Annotated in this window: 19 protein-coding genes; 10 read left to right on the forward strand and 9 right to left on the reverse strand. The window is 42.6% G+C overall.

Annotated elements, in window-relative coordinates:
• The first annotated feature begins 4 nt into the window (after window positions 1–4).
• Both rraA and NI461_RS03750 read left to right on the forward strand, forming a co-directional pair.
• Window positions 5–514: a ribonuclease E activity regulator RraA gene (rraA, locus tag NI461_RS03745; RefSeq protein WP_151203778.1), complete on the forward strand. Its 510-nt coding sequence runs from the start codon at window positions 5–7 to the stop codon at window positions 512–514.
• Between the two features lie 116 nt (window positions 515–630).
• Window positions 631–1,416, forward strand: a complete 786-nt coding sequence (locus NI461_RS03750; protein WP_174659684.1) for a glutathione S-transferase N-terminal domain-containing protein — start codon at window positions 631–633, stop codon at window positions 1,414–1,416.
• Between the two features lie 328 nt (window positions 1,417–1,744).
• On the opposite strand, the gene NI461_RS03755 is transcribed toward NI461_RS03750, so the two are convergent.
• From NI461_RS03755 to NI461_RS03770, 4 genes are all read right to left on the reverse strand, one after another.
• Window positions 1,745–2,914, reverse strand: a complete 1,170-nt coding sequence (locus tag NI461_RS03755; RefSeq protein ID WP_174659685.1) for a cupin domain-containing protein — start codon at window positions 2,912–2,914, stop codon at window positions 1,745–1,747.
• 298 nt (window positions 2,915–3,212) lie between these two features.
• Window positions 3,213–4,067: an exodeoxyribonuclease VII large subunit gene (locus NI461_RS03760; protein ID WP_174659686.1), complete on the reverse strand. Its 855-nt coding sequence runs from the start codon at window positions 4,065–4,067 to the stop codon at window positions 3,213–3,215.
• A gap of 77 nt (window positions 4,068–4,144) precedes the next feature.
• Complete coding sequence (locus NI461_RS03765) at window positions 4,145–4,738, reverse strand: nucleoside triphosphate pyrophosphatase (RefSeq protein ID WP_151203771.1); 594 nt, start codon at window positions 4,736–4,738, stop codon at window positions 4,145–4,147.
• Window positions 4,738–5,121, reverse strand: a complete 384-nt coding sequence (locus NI461_RS03770; RefSeq protein WP_151203769.1) for a DUF2237 domain-containing protein — start codon at window positions 5,119–5,121, stop codon at window positions 4,738–4,740. The genes NI461_RS03765 and NI461_RS03770 overlap by 1 nt, the downstream gene beginning before the upstream one ends.
• A 139-nt stretch (window positions 5,122–5,260) precedes the next feature.
• On the opposite strand from NI461_RS03770, the gene NI461_RS03775 reads away from it, so the two are divergent.
• The 4 genes from NI461_RS03775 (at window position 5,261) to NI461_RS03790 (ending at window position 8,979) form a co-directional block, all read left to right on the forward strand.
• Window positions 5,261–6,448, forward strand: a complete 1,188-nt coding sequence (locus NI461_RS03775) for a phosphoglycerate kinase (protein ID WP_174659687.1) — start codon at window positions 5,261–5,263, stop codon at window positions 6,446–6,448.
• 151 nt (window positions 6,449–6,599) lie between these two features.
• Window positions 6,600–6,881 carry a hypothetical protein gene (locus NI461_RS03780; protein ID WP_151207875.1) on the forward strand — a complete coding sequence of 94 codons (282 nt, stop codon included), beginning with the start codon at window positions 6,600–6,602 and terminating at the stop codon, window positions 6,879–6,881.
• Window positions 6,882–7,001: 120 nt separating this feature from the next.
• Entirely contained in the window at window positions 7,002–8,039 is a 1,038-nt protein-coding gene (gene fba, locus NI461_RS03785; RefSeq protein ID WP_174659688.1) for a class II fructose-bisphosphate aldolase, read from the forward strand.
• 85 nt (window positions 8,040–8,124) lie between these two features.
• Window positions 8,125–8,979 (forward strand): DMT family transporter, encoded by an 855-nt coding sequence (locus NI461_RS03790; protein ID WP_174659689.1) that lies wholly within the window; start codon window positions 8,125–8,127, stop codon window positions 8,977–8,979.
• Here the strand turns inward: NI461_RS03790 and NI461_RS03795 are convergent.
• Window positions 8,942–9,169 carry a hypothetical protein gene (locus NI461_RS03795; RefSeq protein ID WP_151203759.1) on the reverse strand — a complete coding sequence of 76 codons (228 nt, stop codon included), beginning with the start codon at window positions 9,167–9,169 and terminating at the stop codon, window positions 8,942–8,944. The genes NI461_RS03790 and NI461_RS03795 overlap by 38 nt on opposite strands.
• Before the next feature lie 102 nt (window positions 9,170–9,271).
• On the reverse strand, window positions 9,272–9,925 hold the full coding sequence (gene nfsB, locus NI461_RS03800) for an oxygen-insensitive NAD(P)H nitroreductase (protein ID WP_174659690.1): 654 nt from the start codon (window positions 9,923–9,925) through the stop codon (window positions 9,272–9,274).
• Window positions 9,926–10,591: 666 nt separating this feature from the next.
• On the opposite strand from nfsB, the gene NI461_RS03805 reads away from it, so the two are divergent.
• Window positions 10,592–10,810 carry a transposase gene (locus tag NI461_RS03805; RefSeq protein ID WP_151203936.1) on the forward strand — a complete coding sequence of 73 codons (219 nt, stop codon included), beginning with the start codon at window positions 10,592–10,594 and terminating at the stop codon, window positions 10,808–10,810.
• 33 nt (window positions 10,811–10,843) lie between these two features.
• Here the strand turns inward: NI461_RS03805 and NI461_RS03810 are convergent, their stop codons facing one another.
• Both NI461_RS03810 and NI461_RS03815 read right to left on the reverse strand, forming a co-directional pair.
• Entirely contained in the window at window positions 10,844–11,563 is a 720-nt protein-coding gene (locus NI461_RS03810) for a UDP-2,3-diacylglucosamine diphosphatase (RefSeq protein WP_174659691.1), read from the reverse strand.
• Between the two features lie 111 nt (window positions 11,564–11,674).
• The gene (locus tag NI461_RS03815; RefSeq protein WP_151203938.1) at window positions 11,675–12,184 is read right to left on the reverse strand and encodes a peptidylprolyl isomerase; all 510 of its coding nucleotides are present in this window, start codon (window positions 12,182–12,184) and stop codon (window positions 11,675–11,677) included.
• Window positions 12,185–12,617: 433 nt separating this feature from the next.
• Between NI461_RS03815 and NI461_RS03820 the strand changes: the two genes are divergently transcribed.
• Both NI461_RS03820 and NI461_RS03825 read left to right on the forward strand, forming a co-directional pair.
• The gene (locus NI461_RS03820) at window positions 12,618–14,342 is read left to right on the forward strand and encodes a glutamine--tRNA ligase/YqeY domain fusion protein (protein ID WP_174659692.1); all 1,725 of its coding nucleotides are present in this window, start codon (window positions 12,618–12,620) and stop codon (window positions 14,340–14,342) included.
• Window positions 14,343–14,408: 66 nt separating this feature from the next.
• The gene (locus NI461_RS03825) at window positions 14,409–15,320 is read left to right on the forward strand and encodes a bestrophin family protein (RefSeq protein WP_174659693.1); all 912 of its coding nucleotides are present in this window, start codon (window positions 14,409–14,411) and stop codon (window positions 15,318–15,320) included.
• A gap of 138 nt (window positions 15,321–15,458) precedes the next feature.
• Here NI461_RS03825 and NI461_RS03830 read toward each other — a convergent pair whose 3' ends face one another.
• Window positions 15,459–16,019: a lecithin retinol acyltransferase family protein gene (locus NI461_RS03830; RefSeq protein WP_151203941.1), complete on the reverse strand. Its 561-nt coding sequence runs from the start codon at window positions 16,017–16,019 to the stop codon at window positions 15,459–15,461.
• 160 nt (window positions 16,020–16,179) lie between these two features.
• Here NI461_RS03830 and NI461_RS03835 point away from each other — a divergent pair.
• The coding region (locus NI461_RS03835) for a transposase (protein WP_253156607.1) at window positions 16,180–16,355 on the forward strand (176 nt) is incomplete at its 3' end.

Consider the following 16,355-nt stretch of genomic DNA (forward strand, 5'->3'; position numbering starts at 1 on the left):
TATCGTGTCTACAGTACCATTTGTCACCTGTGATTTATTAGATGATCATCCGGATCTGGAGTTACAAGTCCTAACACCGTGTCTGGATGGAAAGTTCTTCAAAAGCTATGGTGCTCGCAAGACCTTCGGTGGGCAGGTCGTTACAGTAAAATGCTTTGAAGATAACTCACGGGTCAAAGAACTCCTGGCAACGGATGGTACTGGCAAAGTGTTGGTGGTGGATGGTGGTGCCTCCATGCGCTGTGCATTAATGGGAGACCTGATTGCCGATTCAGCAGTTAAGAATCACTGGAATGGTGTCATTATTTATGGTTGCATCCGTGATGTAGATGCAATTGCTGAGCTGAACCTGGGGGTACAGGCATTGGCATCAATTCCACAAAAAAGTAACCGTAAAGGCCTTGGAGAGGTAGATGTACCGCTGTATTTTGGCGGGGTAACTTTTACTCCAGGCGAATATGTTTATGCTGACAATAATGGTATTGTGCTGTCCAAAAGCTCTTTAGTGGCTTAAAAATAGCCTAGACAGACTGTAAAAGAATTACAAAACCAAGCTATAAGGTAAAGATACAAGACAGAATCATGAGAGTCTGTCTTGTAGGATGATTAAAACAAAAACAGGAGAGAAATATGCTGGGTCATCAAATCAAGGTTGTTCAAGCATTGGCATCGGCCTTTACCCAAGGCGGACGAGGTACTACAGGTACACCTTTTCCAAATCAGCCAGACCAGCCTTTAAAACTATATGAATATGAAGGGTCGCCGTTTTGTCGACGTGTACGTGAAGTGATGACTCTGCTGAATCTGGATTATGAGGTTTATCCTTGTCCACGCGGTGGTACCCATTTCCGGCCTGTCGTACAAGCACTCGGAGGAAAGCTCCAGTTTCCTTTTTTAGTCGATGAAAATACCGGCGACAAGTTGTATGAATCTCAAGACATTATTCATCATTTGTTTAAAAACTATGGCAAAACTGGAAAAACCCCAAAGAAATATGCGTATTATCCAAAAATTCCTGTAGCTGCTATTGCTGGCACAGTCATAAATGGATTAAGAGGGGGCATGGCCAATCCAAAGGCCAAAGGCCGGCCTGCGCCTGAGCAGTTGTTGGAGTTATGGGGATTTGAAGCCAGTCCCTATACCCGAATTGTACGTGGCGTTTTGAGCGAACTGGAAATCCCTTTTATTTTTCATAATGTTGCTAAAGAGCGCTGGCAGGATCAGGGGCTTGCCAAGCTGCGCTTAAAACCGGGGAAATATGAACCTTTGGCGGGTGGTAAGCGCGAACAAGTGCTGAAAGTTATGGGCGATAATATTCAGGTGCCTTATCTGGTTGACCCAAATACTGGAGTTAGCCTGTTTGAATCAGCGGATATTGTGAAATATTTAAAACAGCAATATGGCGCTGCCGCTTAGCATTGCCTTAGAGATGCTTTGAAAATTCCACTTTATACAGGTGTATGCCACTCAAGTAGAGGAGTGGCATTTTACCTTCGATAAAGCTTTACAATTACGGATAGCCAATAAGGACACTTTGAAAATGCTGGTTTGGATGATATAAATCACTTAAAAATAAATAAGCCTCAAGTGCTTATCTTAAAAATAGCCTAAGCATAAATAAACCTTAACTCGACGAATGGCCGTCTTTAAAGTATAAAAATCTGCCTAGAATTTGAGATTAATCATATTTTAGCAATAAAAAAAGAGGATCAATTGATCCTCTTTAGAAGGGAAAGCAATAAAACTATATTTCGTCAGCCGGCGGAACCAGCATTAAAATAGACTCATTCAATAAATCTGCCAAATCCTCCAGCATGTCCTCATCGGCAAAATCTAGATCTAATGCTACAGATTCGCCATTTGCCAGCTGTTTAAGCTTTTCGGTAAAAGCCTCAGAAATGCAGATTCCTTCACCATTGGCCCAGAAGAGAACTTCACTATCTTCCTCGGTATATAGCAGACGTGAAGCGGGCTCCAGTAGAATGCTATAACCCTGGTCGAGCGCCTCTTCCAGATCTCCAGTACCAATTTCTTCAGCTTCTGGAATGTTCTCTTCATACTTTGGTTCGGACATCAGGCTCATGATGGCATCTTCCAGCACATTTGAATTGTGCAGTTGCTCCATGATCTTGTCTTTTAAGTATTCCAGCTCAAGGGGGGTAACTTCACCGGCAGCACTGATCTGGTCACGGACAATATCTACTAATGGATTACGCAAAACCTCATTTTCCGCAAACTTGTCACCGACACGATCCATCATGTCACTGACATTTGGCATACGAAAACCGAAGGAAAATGTTAAGCAGTCATCTTCTGCAACGCCGTAATGCGCAAGCCCGGGCGGAACATACAATAAATCACCCGGTGCCAAAACCTCATCAAAGTTGACCTCAATCTCAGGGAGCAATTTAAGTGGCTGGCCGGGAACCATCTCTGTTTCAGCATCACACATTTGGCCCAGTTGCCAGCGACGGTGGCCATAACCCTGTACCAGGAAAACATCATAAAAATCGAAATGTTTACCTACAGAACCGCCTTGGGGAGCATACGACACCATAATGTCATCACGGCGCCATTGCGGAATAAAGGAGAATTTCTTCCACAGTCCAGAAAGGTCAAAAGAATAATGATCAACTGCTTGAATTAAAAGTGTCCAGAGCTTAGGCATCTTCTGGAAGTCTGCTTTTAGAAGTGGCGAAGATTTAACCGACCACTGGTTTGGATCACGGTCTTTTTGCTTGATAAGGCGGGCAGTGATATTTTCTTCTAAAGCCAGTTCCATCACATCGCTGGGTTCGAGTAAACCTGCGATTTCAGGCATCGCATTACGGACCAGAAGGGGTTTTTTCTGCCAGTATTCGGCAAGGAATTGTTCAGCGGTGATACCGCCTAACACATCTAAGGAGTGGGACATAAAAAGCCTGAAGAAATTAATTTTTTAAATCATAGCATTTAGACGGGATAATTCTTTCATCTAAAGCCGCATTATTTTCACAAATAGTTATTTTGTAAAAACAGCAGCACGAGAATGAGTAGGGTAGAGAATAAAGTACACTGAATAATGAGCCTTTTTGGGGAGGGATTATCGGGTTGGGCTACCTGCTCCAGACGCCGATCAATTTGAGTAAGGGTGCTTTGTAGATGATCAAGTTTCGTGGTCAGGTCTTAAGCTTGCTCTTTTTCTGTTTGCAGTTGCTGCTGTAGAGAGAGGATTAATTCTTCATTTTCTTTTTCTTTTTTATGTTGGATAAATTTTTGATACAGCATTTTTTTAAATAACTACCTGCATCGGTAGGGGTAATTGCGGTGTAGTCTGCAAAAAGATTAATTAAATTTCGATCTGAAGAATGTCCAATTCCTGTAATACGAAAAGTAGCACTTGAGGCAAGAGCACGAATAACATCAGGGTGATCAAAACTCTCTAATGCTTTAGTATCACCCCCTCCGCGAATAATCACCAAAATATCTGCTTTTGCCTCAGAAATGGTTTGGCTCAGTTCAGCTACATTGCTAAAGCTGATTTTCTTTTCTATTAACTCAATATAATTAATCTGATAGTTAAGGCCATGTAAGAAATCCTGATGGACTTGAGCGGAACTAGAGTTGGAGTAGATCAGACAAACTTTAGGATAGTTTTTTTTAGGAAAGGGTTGATGTACATAGGTTAAACTTTTAAGCAAAATGCTCGTCTGATCTACATATAGTCCTTCTTCTGGGCTTGCAGGTTCAATTTTTACAATATTTGCTTCTGTAACCAGACAGTCATGCATATTCAGAACGGGCTGACACTGGCAAATTGCACGTACTACAGTACCATCACCAATATTATCTGGAATAACTTTGATACTTGCACGCGCTTTAAGTTGATGCGGTCCATCTTGTAATAAAAGTTGATACAGTACATTCTGCTTTTTTTCTTTAGCTCGCTGGCGTGAATCATTGAGTTGATTGATTTGGGCGACAATGACAAAGGACTCTAGTGCCTGACTACTTATAAACGCTTCTAAAGCTTGAAGTTTTCCCTGACTAAAGTTATGAAACTCTTTAACAGTTAATTTTTGATGCATAAGACTATAACAATCGGTTATTTTGACTTGTTGCGATATGAAGAAAGTTATTCATATCGCAAATCGCGAGCTTTGATTTAAGGCACTAAAATATTAAGTTCACGCAAGATTTTGCAGAGTTGGATCATTGGCATACCCATTAAGGTGGTATGATCCTGACCGATCATTTCTTCAAACAGGCTAATGCCTAAACTTTCGCATTTAAAGCTACCAGCACAATGCAATGGTTGTTCAATTTCAATGTAGCGCTCAATTTCAGTTTGTGAAAGTTTACGGAATTTGACTTTATGATGTTCAATTAAGGTGTGTTCAAAACCGGTAGATTGTTGTTGTACACTCAGTGCGGTACTAAAATACACAATCTTGTCCGAGTTGGCTTGCAGCTGATGAATGGCTTTTTTAGGAGTGAGCGGTTTGCCGATAAAAATATCCGGTGCACCTTCGCGCCATGCGACCTGATCTGAGCCAATGACAATCGCTTCAGGGTGCTGTTCGGAAATATGTCTGGCTTTTTCATAGGCTAGGCGTTTGGCCAGATCATCTGCATGATTTTCACCGCGAGGTGTTTCATCAATGTCCGGTACCATGGCGATATAGTCAATATGTAAACGATCCATCAACTCTTTACGGGTTTGGCTGGAAGAGGCCAGGATAATCGGTGCAGCATTCATTAGACAGCATATTCCTCAAGGATATTTAAAGGTACATAGGCAAGTACGGCTTTGTGACAGGCTTGCAGTTTTACCGGGGGAGCTTTGCCTGCTTCATAGGCTTCTACCCAGCGTGTGACGCAGATACACCAGAAATCACCTGGCTGTAGGCCGGGGAAATCCACTTCAGGTAAAGGAGTAATCAGATCATTACCAATTTTTTGGGAAAAATTTAAAAATTCTGAGGTCATTTGCGCGCAGACAGTGTGCTGCCCGAGATCGGTAGTGGCGGTATGGCAAAAACCATTACGGAAATAACCGGTAATCGGAGCATAACAACAACTGGCCAAAGGCTCGCCCAAGACATTTAAACGATTAAGATTAGGATCAGGATGTATCGACATAACTGCTGAATCTGCAAAAAGCTTTTTTCTATCATAACAAAACTTTGGTATTTATAATGTTTTCTGCAAAAGATGCTAACCTTTTTCTACATAATCATTTAAAATCGCCGGGTTTGAATATCTATAAAGTGAGCTCTACATGAACTTTCAGCGTATGACTGACCTGGATTTAGCGGGTAAGCGTGTTTTAATCCGTGAAGATTTAAACGTTCCTGTTAAAAATGGTGTGATCACCAGCGATGCGCGTCTTCGTGCGGCATTGCCAACAATTAAAGCAGCTGTTGAAAAGGGCGCTGCCGTAATGGTCTATTCTCACCTTGGTCGTCCAGTTGAAGGTGAGCCTAAAGCTGAACAGTCTCTCGCGCCTGTAGCTGCTTATCTGACAGATGCTTTGGGTCAGGAAGTCAAACTGTATAAGGATTATTTGGATGGTGTTGACGTTGCGCCAGGCCAAGTGGTTCTGCTGGAAAACTGCCGTTTTAATGTGGGTGAAAAGAAAAACAGTCCTGAGCTTGCAGCACAATATGCCGCGCTTTGTGATGTATTTGTAATGGATGCGTTTGGTACTGCTCACCGTGCAGAAGCTTCGACTGAAGGTGTAGCGCGTCTAGCTAAAGTCGCGGCTGCCGGTCCTTTATTGGCAGCTGAACTGGATGCTTTAGGCCGTGCTCTAAAAACGCCTGAAAAACCAATGGTGGCTATTGTTGCAGGTTCTAAAGTTTCAACCAAACTTGATGTGCTGACATCCTTGTCTGACATTTGTGATCAACTGATTGTTGGCGGTGGTATTGCCAATACTTTCCTTGCAGCAGCAGGCTATAACGTAGGTAAATCATTGTGTGAAAATGACCTGATCGATACTGCAAAAGCCATTGCAGCAAAAGTTTCAGTTCCGCTTCCAACCGATGTAGTGGTTGCAGATGCCGCTGAAATCAATTTTGAGGATTTCCTGGGTTCATTGGCTGCGGCTAAAGCTACTGTGAAAAAGGTTGAAGATGTTGCAGATAACGACATGATTCTAGATGTAGGTCCAGAAACAGCCAAAGCCTTTGCAGACATCCTGAAAACCTCTAAAACAATACTTTGGAATGGCCCAGTAGGTGTATTTGAAGTAGACCAGTTCGGCGAAGGAACCAAAACCCTGTCTTTAGCAATTGCTGAATCTGAAGGTTTCTCAATTGCAGGTGGTGGTGATACTTTAGCTGCTATCGACAAGTACGAAGTTGCCGATAAAATTGGTTATATTTCTACAGGTGGCGGGGCTTTCCTGGAGTTTGTAGAAGGTAAAACCTTGCCTGCAGTTGCAGTACTGCTAGAACGTGCCTAAGTGCATTTGATAGTGTGAAAAAGCTGGCTATCTGCCAGCTTTTTTTATGTCAACTTTTTGACAGACTGGATCGCTATTCATACCGTAGTCATCAAAATGAAATAAATCTGTCATAAAATTTAGCCATTGGATAATAAATTGAGAGTAAAGAATGAAATCACAACTCACTTTGGCAGTATTCCTGGCAGCATCTTTAGGACTGACTGCCTGTGCAAAAAAGGAAAGTGCGCCTGTAGCTGAAGCTGAAAGTTCGGCAGCCGCTACCACAGAAGAGCAGGTCAGCGCGGAACAACAGGCCGCTATTGATGCCATTGACAAGCCAGTTCTGGATGAAAAAAATACCGATATTCCAGCCGATGTTGCCAATGCACCAGCAGATGAAGCAACCGCAGATGAGTCGGTAGCAGCAAGTTCTGAAGCAGTTGCTCCATAAGCTCAGCCCTGATTCGAAAAATCCCTGCAAAAGCAGGGATTTTTTATAAAATAATGTATTTTGTGGCTGTATTGAAATACTTGAACATGTAGAATATGGGGCATTACCTGGGAGGATATTATGGCTCTTATTTCGATGCGCCAGCTCTTGGATCACGCCGGAGAACATGCTTACGGCGTACCAGCATTTAACGTAAATAACTTGGAACAAATGCGCGCAATCATGCTCGCAGCAGATGCAACGAACTCACCAGTGATCGTACAGGCATCTGCAGGTGCCCGTAAATATGCAGGTGCTCCATTCTTGCGTCACCTGATTTTGGCTGCGATTGAAGAATGGCCACATATTCCAGTTGTTATGCATCAGGATCACGGTACAAGTCCTGACATCTGTCAACGTTCTATCCAGTTAGGTTTTACCTCGGTAATGATGGACGGTTCACTGGGCGAAGACGGTAAAACACCAACCTCGTATGAATACAACGTTGATGTGACTCGCCGTACTGTACAGATGGCCCATGCATGTGGCGTTTCAGTAGAGGGTGAAATCGGTTGTTTGGGTAGCCTTGAAACAGGTATGGCTGGTGAAGAAGATGGAGTAGGTGCTGAAGGCGTACTTGACCACTCTCAGCTTCTGACTTCTGTAGAAGAAGCGCGTAGCTTCGTTGCTGATACCAATGTCGATGCACTGGCAATCGCAGTGGGTACTTCACACGGTGCATACAAGTTTACCCGTCCACCTACAGGTGACATCCTAGCAATTGACCGTATTAAAGAAATTCATGCTGCATTACCAAATACACATCTTGTGATGCACGGTTCAAGCTCTGTGCCACAAGAATGGCTGGCTGTAATTAACCAGTATGGTGGTGATATCAAGGAAACTTATGGTGTTCCTGTTGAGCAGCTGGTTGAAGCGATCAAGCACGGTGTTCGTAAAATTAACATCGACACGGATCTGCGTTTAGCATCAACTGGTGCGATGCGCCGTATGATGGCTGAAAAACCAAGCGAATTCGATCCGCGTAAATTCTTCAGTGCAACTGTGGATGCGATGACGCAAATCTGTATCGACCGTTACGAAGCTTTTGGTACTGCGGGTAATGCAGATAAAATTCGTCCAATCTCTTTAGAGAAAATGGTTGAGCGTTATAAATAATTCCGAGTGGATCATTTATAAAAAAAGGCCCACAGCATATGTGGGCTTTTTTGTATTCTAATTAAAACTATCCGAAGAGTCGCAGATGGAATTGATTTTTATTGCAGCTCTATGCAGCGTTGCAGTCTCTATATTATTGAAATTGGCCAAGCGCCGGCAGCTCAGTCCGATACATATGATTAGCTGGAATTATGTTACAGCCAGCTTATTATGTTTTTTCTGGTTTAAACCGGATATTCAGCATATATCTATCCGTCAGACACCGTGGTGGCTTATTCTGGCGCTGGGTATTTTATTGCCGAGCGTCTTTTTGTTTTTGGCCAAATCCTTACGGACCGCCGGTATTTTAAAAACAGAAATCGCCCAGCGTCTATCTGTGGTTTTATCGCTTGCCGCCGCTTATTTTATTTTTCAGGAGCAGTTTAACCAGCTAAAAATACTGGGAATTATATTAGGCATAGTTTCAGTGCTGTGTATTTTGTTGTCCCATGGTCAAGGGGCAGGAAGCTCAAGGCAGGGAGTACTCTATCTGGCTTTGGTCTGGTTTGGTTATGCCCTGATTGATGTACTGCTGAAATATACCACCAGCCTGGGTTTGCAGTTTGCCGTAGCCTTAAACCTGATGTTTATCTGCGCTCTGGTGGTGTCGATGGCTTATCTGATGGTGAAATATCGGAGTTTAGGCTCAGCTCAGGAAATCGGAGTAGGCTTATTTCTTGGACTGCTCAACTTTGCCAATATTGCCTTTTATGTCCAGGCTCATATATTGCTCAAGGATACGCCGGCTATTGTCTTTGCTGGCATGAATATTCTGGTGGTTGTTTTTGGTGTACTTGCAGGCTTGGTGTTCTTTAAAGAACGTTTAAAACCTGCGAGCACAATTGGTCTAATATTGGGTGTGATTAGTGTGATTTGCCTGGCTTATGCAATGTCTGCTTAATATATGAAGTGACAAACTCAACCGGATGCCGCAGCAGATCTTCGGCTTCTATGCTGCCCAGTAGTGAACCGGCCTGTTTACAGCTTGGACAGTGCGGATATTGGCGCTGTTTCGGCTTGTAATAATGAAGATAAACCTTATTGCAAGGCTGGCATTTAAATTTCAGTGGCTTGGATTGAAGGAGCGACATGCAGGGCCTCTATTCTTATTCTAGATTCTGGTGAGTGATCATTAAAATAGGCCCGGATTGATATAAAAAGGGGCACTAGACCCCTTTTATACCATAAAATGCTTACAGTTTGGTGAAAATGTAGTCAGCTGGCAGGCGTGATTTCGGTAATTTGGCATTGAAGTCATTTTCACTGCGATAGCCTAAAGTCAACAGTACGGAAGGAATCAGGCCTTGTTCAGCCAGTTGCAATTCGTCACTAATGATATTCTCATCAAAGCCACCGATTGGGGTAGCATCAATGCCTTCAATTCCTGCAGCCAGTAATATTTGACCCAGTGCAATAAAAGTCTGGTTTTCTGCCCAGCGCTGAATATCGCCTTTTTCATTACGATAATAATCTACATAACCGCTACGGGTATTTTTCTGACCTTCTTTGGCATGTTCATCTTTAAAACGACCATTGAGATCATCCCGTTTTAACAGGTTTTTTAGATGTAGCTCGTCAATATCAGCTTTGGTACAGAATAAAATGGTATGGGAAGAGTCCAGTACTTTTGGGGCATTGTAGGCATACGTACCCACCAGAGCCTTGGCAATACGTTGCTTGGCCGCTGGATCATCCGCAATAAAGAAATGCCAGGGCTGAATGTTAATAGAAGATGGGGTCAGGCGTAATACCTCTAAAAGGCGCTCAAACTGCTCGGCAGGAACCTTTTTGTTCGGATCATAGGCTTTGGTGGTATAACGGGTTTGCGCAATTTTAAGTAAATCCATGAATGGACTCCAATTTCTTGAGACCTGGAAAATAGAATAAAAGCTTCTATCTTTTTCTGATTACAGGATTATTACAACAAAACAGCCAGAGGCAAAGTTTTTAACACCTTAATTTTGCATAAAAATTAACGTGAAACTTAGTAAGAGAAAAAAAGCAAATAGTTTATTGATCTAATCCACAGGGATTTAATATGATTGGCAGCTTTGCGACAAGGGCAATGCATGAGACATGGATACTATAGTTTAATCCATGCCTTGCTGAGTGGTTGCTAAATTCAAGTCTGATAGATGGATGGTTTCATCCATGGCTAGATCTTAATTTGGCTCTATATAAGCAGATTGTTATAAAAATTTGGTTTCAGGTTAAGTGTGCGAATGCGATTTCAAAGATTTTCTCTTTTTCTAGAATAACATGAAATATATATGATATGCATTTGTCATTACAATGTAATTTTACTTTTGGTTGAAAATAGTTTATAGTAGTTTCACTTCAGGCAAGTAATATTCTTGCTTTTATTATTATTTTTAGCCGATTGTGATTCACTTTTTAGTTCAAGTATTTGAACTAAAATAAGATCTATTAACCATAGAATATAGACTAGGTTGTTACTACTCTCTCGATAAAGTATAAAGTCACAAAAAGCTCATCTGATGTGAGTAAAAATTTTGAAAAAGATCAATGAATGGCATATTGCCACTGCCGCTGATGGCAATGAAATTAACGTAAAGCTAATCCCTTTAAAGCGTAAGCAAAATACGATGGAAGGGTTTATCTGGGTAGAAGTGGGTCAGATGATCCAGTTGCCAAACGGTGAGGAAATCCAGTTTAATCAGGATGGTCGAAGTTTCTATACCGGTGTGAACCAGCTTTACCGTTTAAGTTGAATTGAGGCAGTGCAGAAATAGAAAAGTGGCTGATTAATATCGCCACTTTTTTAGTTTCAGACTTTCAATATTTTGTTCAGGCTGGATTTCCAGAATTTCAGCATGGTCCAGCTTCCAGTCTCCCAGAACAATCCGTTTTTTATGCCCCAGCCGATGAATAGCCGCACGGTGCGTATGGCCATGAATCAGCACCTCTACTTCTTGGAGCGCAGAGTCTACTGCAGATGCGTTCACATCCATAACTTCATAGGTTTTGAACTGCTGAGATTCTTGGCTTTTCTTGCGAAAGCCATGGGCCAGTTTCATTCTAAAGCTGAGCGGAGTTTTCCTGAGTAAAGCTAAGAGCAGCGGATTGCGGATGACTTTACGAAAACGCTGATAGCCAATATCATCGGTACACAGGGCATCGCCATGTTCAATCCGATAGTGGATGCTACCAATCTCAAGGTTGTGAACATCGGCCAAGAGCTGTCCGGAAAACTGATCCAGGAAGTTCTGGCCTAATACAAAATCACGATTTCCAGCCAGAAAAAAGATCTGATTACCTGCGGCTGTAAATTGTTTTAATCGGTCGACTATTTCATCTAGCCATGGTGCAGTATAGTCATCGCCGATCCAGGCATTGAACCAGTCTCCCAGAATATAGAGTTGAGTCTGTTGGTTCTGATAGGCCGTCAATAAATCTAAAAACCCCCGAACAAGTCGAGGGTGATCAGGTGACAAATGTAAATCCGAGATAAACAGATAGGTCACGAATCTTTTCCTTTTAATCCTCTCTAAATTCTTCATCATTTTGAGAAACTTTCTCTTATACCGTTTTAAAGCGATGCTTTAAAACTTATAAAGAACGGAGAGGACTGTTTTTTATTCGGAAATGATTTTTGCAGATTCGATTACAACATTTTCTAAAGGAACGTCAGCGTGGTAGCCGCGGTTACCCGTGCGAACGCCTTTAATATCGTTCACAACATCCATGCCTTCAACAACTTTACCGAATACGGCATACCCCCAACCCTGAGCAGTCTTGCCAGTGTGGTTCAGGAAAGAGTTGTTTTTCACGTTAATGAAAAACTGAGCTGAAGCAGAGTGAGGTGCTTGAGTACGAGCCATTGCAATCGTACCTTCCTCATTGCTCAAACCGTTATCCGCTTCATTTTCAATTGCATCACGTGTTGCTTTTTCTTTGAAGTTTTCATCCATGCCACCGCCCTGGATCATGAAACCATCAATAACACGGTGGAAAATTACGCCATCATAAAAACCGTCACGTACATATTGCAAGAAGTTTGCCACTGTTTTAGGTGCTTTTTCAGCGTTTAATTCAAGAACAATACGACCTTTATTGGTGTTTAATTCGACTTGAGGAAAACTCATTGGGTAATCTCCTAATCATGGACAGATGCCATGTTTTATTTCAATGTGAGAAGCATAAGCAAACTCTAAACGACAAGGCAAGCAAAAACCTTATTTTCTTTGTTAAAACATCTAAATCGTATTTTATTTAGGCTTTGCTTTGTCAAGTCATTCTGTTGAAGTGATCAAGGCCAGTTTTGCTTACAATCACAGGTTTGGCATAAATAATATTCAGAAGGGCATATAAAAAACCATACGCCCTAAGTATTAACTTGGCTAAACTCCGCTTTAACTTTGAAAATGCCCGCTTTGAAATCAAATACAAGAGTTAACAGTTGAGAGATTACCCACCTCTAGTTAAACTAAGGAATACTTATCTAATGAATACAGGCAGACTGAGTGTGCTACTGGATTTCATTAATCCTTTTTTAATTTTAGAAGTGAATGATTGATCATGAAGCCAAATGATGTTGTTGCATCTCTGCCCGAGAACCCGACCCAAAACAAGAATGCAGTCGATTCAGCGCAGCAGGAACAACAGCCGGGCTTGGATTTTGTGCGCCAGATTATCACAGATGACCTGGAAGCCGGCCGTACCCAACAGGTAGTGACACGTTTTCCACCTGAGCCAAATGGCTATCTGCATATTGGTCATGTGAAAGCGATTTGCTTGAACTTCGGTATTGCACAAGAATTTAATGGTGTATGTAATCTGCGTTTTGATGACACCAACCCGGATGCAGAAGAGCAGGAATATGTAGACGGGATTGCCAATGACGTAAAATGGCTGGGTTTCCAGTGGGAGGGTGAGCCTCGCTATGCATCGAGCTATTTTGAGCAGCTTTATACCTGGGCCATTCAGTTAATTGAACAGGGTGATGCATATGTGGATCTGCAAACGCCTGAAGAGATCCGCTTAAACCGCGGTAATTTTGTTGAGCTTGGCAAAAACTCGCCATACCGTGACGCCAGTGTGGCAGAAAACCTGGAACGTTTTGAAAAAATGCGCAATGGTGAATATGCAGAAGGTCAGGCAGTACTGCGTGCCAAAATTGATATGGCCTCTCCAAACGTGCATATGCGTGATCCAATCCTGTATCGTATTTTACATTCAGCGCATCATCAGACAGGCGATAAATGGAAAATTTATCCAATGTATGATTATGCGCATCCATTATCAGATGCGATTGAAGGCATTACCCATTCACTGTGTACTCTGGAGTTCCAGGATCACCGTCCGTTCTATGACTGGGTAGTAGAGAAAGTCAAATCTCTATCTGTACCGCATCAGTACGAATCCAGCCGTTTGAATGTCGACTATACGATTACGTCTAAGCGTAAGCTGCGTAAGCTGGTTGAGGGCGGTCATGTGAATGGCTGGGATGACCCTCGTATGCCAACGGTGGTGGGTATGCGCCGTCGAGGTTTCACACCTGAAGGCCTGCGTGATTTCTGTAAGCGTGTGGGTGTATCTAAGATTGATGGCAGTATTGTCGATGTGGCAATGCTTGAGTACTGCATCCGCCAGTCTTTGGAGAATACGGCTGCGCGTGGTATGGCAGTACTGAATCCACTAAAAGTGACTTTAACCAATCTGCCAGCAGATATGGATTTAACTCATTCCCGTCATCCGAACGTGGATATGGGTGAGCGTGTCATTCCTTTGACTGCAGAAATCTACATTGACCGTAAGGACTTTGAAGAAGAGCCGCCAAAAGGCTTTAAACGCCTGATCCCGGGTGGTGAAGTGCGTTTACGTCATGCCTATGTGATCAAGTGTGATGAAGTCATTAAAGATGAAAGCGGTAAAGTGGTCGAGCTGAAATGTTCAATTGACCCGGAAACTCTAGGTAAAAATCCTGAGGGCCGTAAGGTGAAAGGGGTGATTCACTGGGTATCGGCGACTAAAGGTGTTCCTGCCGAAGTACGTATTTATGACCGTCTGTTTAGTGTCGCTGATCCAGATGTCGGTGATGACTTCCTGGAAAATTTAAATCCTGATTCATTAAAAGTAGTTCAGGCTGTGATTGAACCAGCACTGGCACAGGCAAAGCCGGAAGATCGCTTCCAGTTTGAACGTGAAGGCTATTTTGTAGCAGATCAATATGATCACTCAAGCGAAAAACCGGTATTTAACCGTATTCTGGACTTGAGAGACAGCTTTAAGCTTGGCAAATAATTTGCTCTGAATTTTTTAAAAAGCCCAACTCCGGTTGGGCTTTTTCGATGCAGCAGGAAAGACTCAATGATTGTTCGTGATAAAAGTAATAGCTTTGGTTTGTTATTTGCATGGCATGGCACGATTTTGCCTAAAGTTCTGCCGGCTTTGGTTCTGGTGGTTTTTCTATCAGGTACATTGGTCTATCTGCGTCAGGCACACTTTCTCACCTTACCGGCAGTCCCGGCTATTGGCTTTACTATTTTCGGAGTCATTCTGTCGATATTTTTAAGCTTTAGAAATAATGCCAGTTACGACCGCTGGTGGGAAGGGCGCAAGTTATGGGGCGCCTTAATTTCCACAACCCGCCATTTATGCCGTGATAGTTATGTCCTGGATGATCAGACACGTGAAGTTTTATTATATCGGATGATGTTATTTACTCATCTTCTGCGTGACCGCTTAAGGCAGCAGCAGCAAAGTATTCAGCATTATCAGTCCAGTACACAGTTTGAGTCTAATTCATTTGAACAGTTACCAACCCATATGAATGCTTCGCAATGGGTTCTGGAGCAGATCCAGAAAGATTTAGTTCAGCAATATCGGCAGGGTAAGATCACGGATATTATTTATAATAGTCTGAATCAGCATACAGTGGCCTTAGGCAATGTTCAGGCAGGATGTGATCGTATTCTGTCGACACCGCTGCCATTTTCCTATTCGGTGTTGTTGCACCGGGCTGTCTATTCTTTCTGCTTCATCTTGCCATTTAGCCTGGAAGCCAGTCTGGGCCTGTGGACGCCAATTCTAGTCGCGTTGATTGCTTATCTGTTCTTGGGGCTGGATGAGCTGAGTTCTGAACTGGAAGAGCCTTTCGGGCTTCAGGATAATGACCTGCCTTTGGATTCGATTGTCAGGCTGGTTGAGCGCGAAACATTAAGCTCATTAGGACAGGCCCTACCTGAGGCGATTCAGTCTAAGAAAGTCTATTTAACCTAAGAAAATGCGGGCCTGATTCAAGTGATTCTTTTGGATTGAGTGATCGGTCAGAGGTAAATGCCTTGCTGTCATTTACTCAGGATGGTATTGAGCCAGCTTGATGCGGAAAATATTCACTGTATGTTTTAATGCCAAGCTTTAGCGATGTTTCAGATTGCCCAGATCCGGGCGTTTGCTCTTGATCTGCTCCTGTAAGTCACGATATTGCTGCACACGCATTTTGGCCTTGTCATGGAGTTTCTTTTTAATATAGAGCGCAAGCGCGAAGCTGGTGGTGGTAAGGGTCAGGAACATGCTGTTCATAAAGCTCACCATGGAGCTGATATAACCGATGGTGGTTAGACGGTTCATCATGCGAATAACCTGTGGGCTGCTTTCCACGCCAGTAATGGCCCAGGTACATAAGTGTTCGCAATTATTGATAATCAGGTGGTAGTTGTTTTCATGCATTCTGGAACGCATGCGACGGACTGCTTTACGGCCTGTATATTTAGCTGATTTATAATACTGGATTTGAATCGGCTTGCCGTGGCTGAATTTTTCAATAGACGTTATTTCAATGGGATGTTTCTTAAATAAATGCGCAAATCCGGAATAGTGGATTACACGACCACGCCCGGCATAAATCCCGTGATGAGTATAACCGAAATGTTTCACCATAAGATGCGCTCCTATGGGAAACCGTTTAGTCTGCTGCATGTAAAGATTAAACCATTTAATAACAAGTGTATTTTAAAGCTTAAGTGTACTGTTTTTTTGTGAATTAATCGACATTTTAGCTAGGGCGTGTCCTCATTTGAAGAATTGGTTTTAAATACTTAAAATCCTCCTTTGAGTTATTTTTATTTCTACATTTTCAATGGCGCGCACTCTTCTTACCGATGATATCCGGCAGAAAATTCAAGATACTATGCGATTACATGGTTGCTACTGTTCAAAGAATCGTAGAAATATCATGGAAGCGATCTTATGGAAACTGCGTACAGGCGCCACATGGCGGGATATTCCCCAAGAATTTTGTCCTTGGCAAACTGC

It is taken from the genome of Acinetobacter sp. S4400-12 (assembly GCF_024129495.1).
GTDB lineage: Bacteria > Pseudomonadota > Gammaproteobacteria > Pseudomonadales > Moraxellaceae > Acinetobacter > Acinetobacter lwoffii_C.

Excerpts from the sequence above, each read along its gene's own strand:
- NI461_RS03795 (WP_151203759.1), bottom strand. The coding sequence starts at position 9,169 with ATGTCGCTCCTTCAATCCAAGCCACTGAAATTTAAATGCCAGCCTTGC.
- NI461_RS03755 (WP_174659685.1), bottom strand. The coding sequence starts at position 2,914 with ATGTCCCACTCCTTAGATGTGTTAGGCGGTATCACCGCTGAACAATTC.
- nfsB (WP_174659690.1), bottom strand. The coding sequence starts at position 9,925 with ATGGATTTACTTAAAATTGCGCAAACCCGTTATACCACCAAAGCCTAT.
- fba (WP_174659688.1), top strand. The coding sequence starts at position 7,002 with ATGGCTCTTATTTCGATGCGCCAGCTCTTGGATCACGCCGGAGAACAT.
- NI461_RS03790 (WP_174659689.1), top strand. The coding sequence starts at position 8,125 with ATGGAATTGATTTTTATTGCAGCTCTATGCAGCGTTGCAGTCTCTATA.
- NI461_RS03750 (WP_174659684.1), top strand. The coding sequence starts at position 631 with ATGCTGGGTCATCAAATCAAGGTTGTTCAAGCATTGGCATCGGCCTTT.
- NI461_RS03820 (WP_174659692.1), top strand. The coding sequence starts at position 12,618 with ATGAAGCCAAATGATGTTGTTGCATCTCTGCCCGAGAACCCGACCCAA.
- NI461_RS03775 (WP_174659687.1), top strand. The coding sequence starts at position 5,261 with ATGAACTTTCAGCGTATGACTGACCTGGATTTAGCGGGTAAGCGTGTT.
- NI461_RS03770 (WP_151203769.1), bottom strand. The coding sequence starts at position 5,121 with ATGTCGATACATCCTGATCCTAATCTTAATCGTTTAAATGTCTTGGGC.
- NI461_RS03825 (WP_174659693.1), top strand. The coding sequence starts at position 14,409 with ATGATTGTTCGTGATAAAAGTAATAGCTTTGGTTTGTTATTTGCATGG.
- NI461_RS03830 (WP_151203941.1), bottom strand. The coding sequence starts at position 16,019 with ATGCAGCAGACTAAACGGTTTCCCATAGGAGCGCATCTTATGGTGAAA.
- NI461_RS03760 (WP_174659686.1), bottom strand. The coding sequence starts at position 4,067 with ATGCATCAAAAATTAACTGTTAAAGAGTTTCATAACTTTAGTCAGGGA.
- NI461_RS03815 (WP_151203938.1), bottom strand. The coding sequence starts at position 12,184 with ATGAGTTTTCCTCAAGTCGAATTAAACACCAATAAAGGTCGTATTGTT.
- NI461_RS03780 (WP_151207875.1), top strand. The coding sequence starts at position 6,600 with ATGAAATCACAACTCACTTTGGCAGTATTCCTGGCAGCATCTTTAGGA.
- NI461_RS03765 (WP_151203771.1), bottom strand. The coding sequence starts at position 4,738 with ATGAATGCTGCACCGATTATCCTGGCCTCTTCCAGCCAAACCCGTAAA.